Below are 8,742 nucleotides of genomic sequence, written 5' to 3' on the forward strand. Positions count from 1 at the left end.
TTTCATTTCCTTGAACACCTTACTTATGAAAATAAAAATTATAGCTTTAATTATTGGATGTATTATCTCTGTAGTGGCCTTAACAACCATTCAGGGGTATTTTATCTACAATACCTATAAACTCAGGGAGAAAGAAGTTAATAGTGAAATTAAAGATCAACTTACAGAATTTGAAGACACTGAGGATTGGCGTTCATTAGAAAGTGTCTGGGAATCTAAATATGAAAAATTCATAGAGAATTATAGAAATCATACTGTTACTAAAGCTGATTTTGTTCCACTTATCGAAAAAGACACAGATTCTCTTTCTAGATTAGTTGCACAGTATCTAAAAAAAAGGGAGCATGAAAACGATTACAAATGGGGCTATTCCATTTATGTAACTTCAACAGTAATTAATGAAAGTGGGAAAGTCGATACAATCTACCGCGGGAAAAAATTAATTTTAAACAATGGTATTAAAAGTGATCATGAAATACTATCATCTGAAGGTAAATGGTTGCATAATATCAATAACAAGAACAATCCATCCGATCTTAATAATTCTGGAAAATACGGTTTTATAATCAAAACGGAGCGGTATTATAGCATTACTAGTTGGAAAGAAATCGTCTTGAAAAAAATGGTCGCATTACTTGTTTTTTCTTTTCTTTTACTGGCTTTTGTAGTATTACTGTTTTATTTATCCTTAAAAAATTTAATCACACAAAAGAAAATTGCAGATATTAAAACGGATTTCATCAATAACATTACGCATGAGTTTCAAACTCCTTTAGCCACGATGGATATTGCCGTAAAAACATTGGAACGGAAGAATGCTGAGTTATCTCCCGAACATTTTAACAATACTATTGCACTGATTGAACGTCAAAATAATCGATTGCAAAAATTATTCCGTCAGGTTACTGAGGTTTCTTTAGAAGATGCTCCCTTAAAGCCGAATGAAATACAAATGGTGGGTTCTAAAGAAATTATTGAATTTGTTGAAGATTTTAAAATCTCACGCCCTGATATTCAAATTCAATGTCATACTGAACAAAAGGAAACTGCCTTAAAAGTAGATCCCTTTTACTTGAATACTGTTTTAATCAATCTCCTGGATAATGCTGTAAAATATGGAGCAAATCAGATTGAGGTAAACTTGAATACAATTAATAACAACTATACCATTACAGTAAAGGACAATGCCATAGGTATTCCTAAAAAAGAGCAAACTGCTATTTTTGAAAAATTCTACCGAATCGAAAAAGGAAACATTCACAATACCAAAGGTCTTGGATTGGGTTTATTTTATATTCGACAAATTGTAGAATCGTACAAAGGAACCATCACTGTAGAAAGTGAAGTAGGCAATGGATCATCATTTATAATTTCAATCCCACAATCATGAAACATATTTTATTAGCCGAAGATGATGCTGATTATGGCTCAATTTTAAAACAATATCTCGAAATTTCTGGTTTTAAAGTAACTTGGGCAAAAGATGGAATCGAAGCTCTTCGTATTTTCCCAGAAACCAATCCTGACATTTGTGTATTTGATGTCATGATGCCCAATATGGATGGCTTCACTCTTACTGAAAAAATCATATCTGACTATCCTGAAACCGCAATTATTTTTCTTACTGCCAAAGGGTTAAAAGAAGATAAACTTAGAGGTCTTAAGCTTGGTGCCGACGATTATATTGTAAAGCCATTTGAAGTTGAAGAATTAATCTTGAGAATCTCCAACATCATTAAACGTACCCAAAGAATAACTCCCGAAACTATAACCATCGTTGAGAAACAAATAGCAATTGGGAACTATACTTTTGATATTGAAAATCACATATTGATTCATGAAAATATAACTCATCGCATCACAGAAAAGGAGGCTTTATTAATACAACATTTATATACTAACAAAAACAAACTTCTAAAAAGAGAAGATATCCTGAAGGCTGTATGGGGAAATGATGATTATTTTTCTGGCAGAAGTATGGATGTCTTTATTAGCCGCTTGCGAAAATATTTTAACGAAGATCCCACCATTGCTATTCCAAGTGTTCGCGGAATAGGATTTGAATTCAACATTAACTCTTAAAAAATCTCACTATGAAAACAATTTTCATCATTGCTTTTACGATATTAAATGTCCTAATTGCACAAGCTCAAACTACAGTAACCAGTAGTTCTACCTCAACTTCTGTCAACACAAATAATGATGGTAAACATAATTCATCTAGTAGTTCTACTTCCATACATGAATCCGGTAATTCATATTCTTTGCGTTGTGAGTTCAATAAATCTAAATATGAAGCCTTAAAAAAATTATTAATCGATAACCTCGACCAAAATTACATGACGACTACCTCTTCAGGAAATATCCGTTGGATTAAAGAGGATAGTGATGATACCGCTTATAGTGTTTCTCTTTATGAAACTAGTGTAAAAATATCTGTCGATAAAAAATTAGTATCAAAATCTGCGGCTAAAAAATTTAGTCTCCTTGGGGAAGATATTTCCGCTTTAGTCTCTAGTAAATAATTTATCTTTCTTATTTAAAAAAACCGACAGATTCTATTGAATCTGTCGGTTTTTTTTATAATCGGTACTTATTTTGCGAATTAATTATTTGTCACCGTAAACTTCACATCGATGTTCCCACGAGTGGCATTAGAATAAGGACAAACTTGGTGTGCTTTTGCAACCAAATCTTCTGCTTGTGCCTGATCTACTCCAGGTACATTTACAACTAAATTTGCTGCTAAGCCAAATCCACCTTCATTGTTTTTCCCAATTGTCACTTCAGCAGTCACTGTCGTAACTCCTGTACTAATTTTATTCATTTTTGACACCAAACTTAATGCACTGTCGAAACAAGCTGAATATCCTGCTGCAAACAGCATTTCTGGATTTGCATAGTCATCATTTGCTCCACCTAAACCTTTTGGCATACGTACTTCAAGATCTAATACTCCGTTTGAACTTTTCACGTGTCCATTTCTTCCTCCTGTAGCGGTTGCTACTGCTGTATATAATGCTTCCATATTTATTGATTTATAGTAATTAAATTTGTTACTTATTGTTTACATTCAGCAGAAGTAGCTGCCAATATTAGTTTTAATTGTTCTCGTAATTGTAGAATTTCCTGCTCATTGGATCCAAAGTGTACCATCATCTTCTCTGGTATTGCTGCCGCTTCTGCTTTCAAAGCTTGACCTTTTGCAGTAATATTTACATTGACAACACGTTCATCCATTTCCGATCGGGTTCTGCTCACCATTCCGTTCTCTTCCATTCTTTTTAATAAAGGTGTCAGCGTTCCACTATCTAACCAGAGGGATTGTCCTAACTCTTTTACGGTTGCTTTTTCTTTTTCCCATAGTACCAACATTACCAAATATTGTGGATATGTTAATCCTAATTTCTCGAGGTAAGGCCTGTATAACGCTGTTATCTGTCTTGATAAAGCATATACCGGGAAACAAAGTTGGTTGTCAAGTTTTAGATTTTCCATGTGATGAATTATTTTGATTGTGTAAAATTATATTGTGCACAATCAAAATACAATTGTTTTATAACAACATTAACATTCTTCATTTTAAAATTGAAAAAAGAACTAGCTCGTTTTGATACGCTAATACAAAAACAGCACTGACTAAAAGTCTATACCTATTGGCAGAAAGGCACGGTTTTAACTGACAATTATAGTGCAATGCTACAAAGTCATATTTAACAAATGATGGCATGCAGTTTGATGCTCTATTAGTATATAACAAATACTATTTTTAATCATGTTGAAAGGTATGTTACCGCAGAAAACTATTTCCATCTTCCCGACTTTCCGAAGCGTTTGCGGGAATGCTTCATTTTGGAAAATCAGTTTGTCCAGTTTACTTTTACCTTAATCATTTGCCCGTCATGAAATGATTAAGTCTTAAAAGAAGATTGGACATCATCTCAAAAAAGCACAATCATGGCTAAGAAAAATAAAGAATTAAAGGAACCTACAAAGAATCTTAAGGAGAAGAAACAAGAAAAGATTCAAAAGAAAGTAGAGGAAAAAATCGCTAAAAAAAGAAAAACAAGAAAGTAATATCGTATTCATGAGCTTTATGCATGTTCACTCGATTACATTACTATAGTAAACAAAAACAAGGCATAACTAATTAAGTTATGCCTTGTTTATTTTCATGTCGTATACAAGTAGCAACATGAATCCGTTAGACTGCAGCGAGTCTATTCTTATCTATTTTTTTACTCTGTGAAGATCTAAATCGTGAAAATCAAAACTGAAATCCATATTTGGTGAAATACCTTTCATTTTTATACTTTGTGCTTTTCCCTCTTCATCTAAACTGAACATGGCAAATGCATCACAATTCATATCTTGGTATTCCCATTTTATAGCAAATGTATTGGCATTATAAAAATACATCGGTCCATTTAGTTTTGGAGAGCGAAGAGATTTAAACCATAATTGATTTCCTTTTACAAAAACTTCAATTTTCCCGAACCAATTATCTTCGTACTGACCAATGAAGTCTTCATTTTTAATCTTGGTCTTTTTTGCTTTATTGACTGTTTCCCAAACTTTTTTAACCACATCATCTCCATTGTTTTTCTGTGATGCAAAATAGGCTGCATACTTATCTACCCAACCAAAGTCATTGAGTCCTAAATAACGATCAATAATAGTTTGACTTACCGCAGAGAAAACTCCTGCTCCTCCATTTTCAGTATTGGTCAAAATAATAATTCCTAAGTTTAAGTCTGGAATCATGGTAACAATGGAAAGCATTCCTGGCAAACCGCCCGTATGAGAAACGCTTAATTTCCCTTGTACATCGGCTAAATTCCATCCTAAACCATAACCACTAAAATGTTGGTTATACCTTGGATTTTGATCTGCATCTTCTACGATATGTAGTTTCCACATTTCACTTTGTCTATCTTCTGTAAAGAGTTGTTTATCTAAATTGCTTCCGTACTTCCCTTTGTTTAATTGAAGTAATACCCATTTTGACATATCATCTACATTTGAGACAATACCTCCAGCAGCTCCATTTATCATTTCTTCAAATCCTGCAATCTCTTTTATTTTTCCACTTTCATCACCATTGGTTGAGTGTGGCATGGCTAAGTTGGTTTTATCTTTTATTCCTTTCATTGATGTTTGTGAGTGGGTCATCTGTAAAGGTTCTAAAATTCTACTTTGTACAAATTCCTCCCAACTCATTCCACTTACTCTTGCTGTTAATTCTCCTGCTACGAAATACAGTAAATTATCGTAATCAAATTGGGTTCTAAATTCCGAAACAGGTTTAAAATACTGAAAGCTATTCAACACATCTTTTATTTTAAAATCTGCACCATTTGGAATAAACATTAAATCTCCAACTCCCAAACCTAATCCACTACGGTGGCATAATAAGTCTTCGATTAGAAAATGCTCCGTTACATAGTCATTATACATTTTGAATTCTGGAATATGAGTTTTCACTTTATCTTTCCATGCTATTTTCCCTTCATCTACTAAGATCGCCAATGCCGCTGTGGTAAAGGCTTTACTATTGGATGCTATTTGGAAATTGGTCTGCTCATTGACCAATTGTTTTGTAGTAATAGAACTTACACCATATCCTTTTTTGTGAATCACTTTTCCATCTTTCACAATGGCTATGGCTACTCCTGCAACATTAAATTTTTCGATTGATTTTTCTACTAATTCATCTACTTCTTTGGAAGAAATCTGTGCAAAAATAGTAGTGTTTGTAAATAACAGTAAGGCAATTATAATTGCCGAAGCTAATTTCGTTTTTTTCATATTTTAAGTATAATTCTTCGATAATTTTCAGGTGGAAATGGTTGTATTTATACCATAAAATTAGGAAGTTGGGGGATTTTTTTTCACGAACGAATATATAAAATAAAACGATAATTTTATTAATTCTAAACCAAACACCTACTATTTTATTGGAAATTTCTAAAAAAAATATTTTTTCATCAATCGTCCTAGTTCTAGCGCATTTGCAAATAAAATACAACATTACTATTCATAAGTATTTTAGTAATTTAATACAGGAAATAAAATCATTTCATAAATTAGTAGTAAGAAAAAGGTCTTTATTAAAACTAATCGTTTAATACCTATTACTTTATGCTACTAAATAAACGAATATCCATTTGGTATTTTATTAATGCAAGTAAAATTCAGATTCTATGGATCTGTATTTTTGGTATTTCCATAGGACTTTTGGACTTGAGCCCTACATTTAAGAAAATATCGTTGCCATTGAGTGTTCCAGCACTTGTTGGTACACTTGTATCGCTCTTATTGGCATTTCGAACTTCACAATCTTATGAAAGGTGGTGGGAAGCTCGTACCGTTTGGGGTGCTATAGTAAATGATTCCCGAACATTGATTAGGCAAGTAATCCAGTTTTTACCTGAAGGAGATGAAAAAGCCATAAAAGAATTTGCTCAAAGGCAAATTATTTGGAACTATGCCTTAGGTGAAGCATTGCGTCGTTTGCCACATTCACCAAAAGTGCAGACTTATCTTGACACGCATCAAATACACGCTACAAACATTCCTAATGCATTATTGGATGCTCATTCTCTCCAATTAAAAAAAATTGCAGCCACTGGGGTGATTTCAGATTTCAAACAAATCCAACTGAATGAAACCATCGCCAGGCTTTGTGATAGTATGGGTAAATGTGAGCGATTGAAAAACACTATATTCCCGCGTTCTTATAGTATGCTAGTACATACCTTAATCTATGTATTTGCGGCCATCTTACCCTTTGGTTTGGATGATTCACAACTGGTTGTTGAAATTCTATTGACGATATCGATACCTCTTTTATTTATTACCATAGAACAAACGGCAATTATCATGCAGGATCCATTTGAAAACACACCTGTAGATACACCTGTAACATCTTTAGCGCAAACTATTGAAATCAATATTTTGCAAATGATTGGTGAACAGGATGTGCCTGCAAAAAAAGATACTGGACTCTACTATGTGATGTAATTGTTAGATATCGAGAATCGATGAATCTACAGTAGAATTGAAACAATGTTTAAAATAGAAAATCCTCTGAAGTAGATACTTCAGAGGATTTTTATATAGCGACAAAGAAAATTATTTTTCCTCTTTCTTAAAGGATTCCCATAAGGCAACTTTTTCCTGTTCGACTTTTAGCATACGCTCATAAAGTTCCACTATTTTATCAATTGGATTAAATGTTAATGTAGAACTATTTGCAAAACATCCTTGACCACTACTATCATTAAAAGTATTGATATAATTAATTGTCGCTTCTTCATTCATGTTTTTGATGGCAGCTACAGAAACATTTAATGCTTGAGCAATTCTATCCAAAACTTTATCTTCAATTTCTTCTTTTTGCTCTAACGCAGAAAGATTTTGTTGCGTCATATCAAGTGCTATTGCTATAGTTTCTTGTTTTACACCCAGCATTTCGCGTAAACGTCTTACGTTACGTCCATGATGATTTTTCTTGAATGGCATTGTTTCCGCAGTCATAGTCTTATTATATTTAATTATTTTGAACCTAAACAAAAATATAAATAATATTCGACTAACTTCTTTCCTATTGTAAGAAATAAAGTCGTAAAAAACCAAGTTGTTCCCAAATAACACAAATAGTATTGGTGCTATACCAATTTACTGCGCTAAATATAGTCAACTATATTGTTTACCTCTTTTTATATTTTTTCATCATCTATTTTTTAAAACATAATCCCTTTAGATTCTTTGCTTCGTGTAAATCATAAATAGAATCTCTTTCAATTAGAATCGTTTCTCCATGATATCCAATGCCATCCAAATTTATTGGAAACCTTGGATCACTGAGAAAACCAGGGTTTAGTTTGAAATTATACGTTTTACCTACTTGAATTTTATCACATTTCGAATACTTCTTATCAATTTTAAAAGATAAAATTTTAAAATATAAGCTATCTTTTTTAGCATGAATAACATACGCACTATTAATCGAATCAATACTTAGAACCGTATATTCTTTTTCATTAATAGTTGTTTTTATAGAGCTTGATTTACAGGATGCAAATAAATAGACTACAACAATTATAATACTGTATTTCATATATTATATTCTGTATATTAAAATATTATTCTTCTTTACTTAGTACTCTTCCCCTTTCAAAAAAACTATGGTTTTTAGTAATAAGATAAATATTAATGACCTCATTAATACTTACATAATTTCACAATTAAAGTATCGTTACCTATAACTAAGCCAATATCACTTTTTATTAGAAAATCTTCAATCTCTTTTTGCTCCCATCTATGATTCTTATCTCTATCAAAATAATTTATTCCTAAATACAGTGTAGTCGTATCATCTTTTTTTTCATAAAAATCTTTTTTCATATAAGAGTTACCTCTATTTTTCTCATCAATAGCATAAAATAATATTTTTTTAAATTTTCCTTTTTGTATACTATTTTGTATTAGCGATTCTTTATCTAAAAAATCAATTCTAATCACAGTGGGTTCTAATGAATTTTCATTTACATTACATGTTAATTTAGTAAAACATAAAGCTGTATCAGTAGACTTCTTAGTACAAGAAATCATAGATATAATTACAAATATTAATAATACATATTTCATATAATTCATTAAAGATTATAATATTATATCTGCTAAAATTTCAATGGAAATTAATTACATTCCTGTGCCTTAATTGTATCTGTCCCAATT

The 8,742-nt window shown here is 31.8% G+C and carries 10 protein-coding genes; 4 read left to right on the top strand and 6 right to left on the bottom strand.

The window, feature by feature from the left end; all coding sequences use genetic code 11:
- Positions 1-25: 25 nt before the first annotated feature.
- Genes P6733_RS14495 through P6733_RS14505 form a run of 3 tightly spaced genes read left to right on the top strand, consistent with a single transcriptional unit; the run spans position 26 to position 2,525 of the window.
- Complete coding sequence (locus P6733_RS14495; protein ID WP_306353648.1) at positions 26-1,390, top strand: sensor histidine kinase; 1,365 nt, start codon at positions 26-28, stop codon at positions 1,388-1,390.
- On the top strand, positions 1,387-2,082 hold the full coding sequence (locus tag P6733_RS14500) for a response regulator transcription factor (protein WP_306353649.1): 696 nt from the start codon (positions 1,387-1,389) through the stop codon (positions 2,080-2,082). The genes P6733_RS14495 and P6733_RS14500 overlap by 4 nt, the downstream gene beginning before the upstream one ends.
- Positions 2,083-2,093: 11 nt before the next feature.
- Complete coding sequence (locus P6733_RS14505; RefSeq protein ID WP_306353650.1) at positions 2,094-2,525, top strand: hypothetical protein; 432 nt, start codon at positions 2,094-2,096, stop codon at positions 2,523-2,525.
- 80 nt (positions 2,526-2,605) lie between these two features.
- Here the strand turns inward: P6733_RS14505 and P6733_RS14510 are convergent, their stop codons facing one another.
- The 3 genes from P6733_RS14510 to P6733_RS14520 form a co-directional block, all read right to left on the bottom strand.
- A complete protein-coding gene (locus tag P6733_RS14510; protein ID WP_306353651.1) occupies positions 2,606-3,028 on the bottom strand; it encodes an organic hydroperoxide resistance protein in 423 nt (140 codons plus the stop codon).
- A 32-nt stretch (positions 3,029-3,060) separates the two neighbouring features.
- Positions 3,061-3,498, bottom strand: a complete 438-nt coding sequence (locus tag P6733_RS14515) for a MarR family winged helix-turn-helix transcriptional regulator (RefSeq protein WP_306353652.1) — start codon at positions 3,496-3,498, stop codon at positions 3,061-3,063.
- A gap of 732 nt (positions 3,499-4,230) precedes the next feature.
- Positions 4,231-5,808, bottom strand: coding sequence for a serine hydrolase (locus P6733_RS14520; protein ID WP_306353653.1), 1,578 nt, complete (start codon positions 5,806-5,808; stop codon positions 4,231-4,233).
- Positions 5,809-6,141: 333 nt separating this feature from the next.
- On the opposite strand from P6733_RS14520, the gene P6733_RS14525 reads away from it, so the two are divergent.
- The gene (locus P6733_RS14525) at positions 6,142-7,023 is read left to right on the top strand and encodes a bestrophin family protein (RefSeq protein ID WP_306353654.1); all 882 of its coding nucleotides are present in this window, start codon (positions 6,142-6,144) and stop codon (positions 7,021-7,023) included.
- Positions 7,024-7,134: 111 nt separating this feature from the next.
- Here the strand turns inward: P6733_RS14525 and P6733_RS14530 are convergent, their stop codons facing one another.
- From P6733_RS14530 to P6733_RS14540, 3 genes are all read right to left on the bottom strand, one after another.
- Positions 7,135-7,539, bottom strand: coding sequence for a helix-turn-helix domain-containing protein (locus P6733_RS14530; protein WP_306353655.1), 405 nt, complete (start codon positions 7,537-7,539; stop codon positions 7,135-7,137).
- Positions 7,540-7,738: 199 nt separating this feature from the next.
- Entirely contained in the window at positions 7,739-8,122 is a 384-nt protein-coding gene (locus tag P6733_RS14535) for a hypothetical protein (protein WP_306353656.1), read from the bottom strand.
- Between the two features lie 104 nt (positions 8,123-8,226).
- The gene (locus tag P6733_RS14540) at positions 8,227-8,652 is read right to left on the bottom strand and encodes a hypothetical protein (protein ID WP_306353657.1); all 426 of its coding nucleotides are present in this window, start codon (positions 8,650-8,652) and stop codon (positions 8,227-8,229) included.
- Positions 8,653-8,742: the final 90 nt, after the last annotated feature.

Origin of the sequence: Flavobacterium aerium (assembly GCF_030766725.1) — a bacterium.
GTDB lineage: Bacteria > Bacteroidota > Bacteroidia > Flavobacteriales > Flavobacteriaceae > Flavobacterium > Flavobacterium aerium.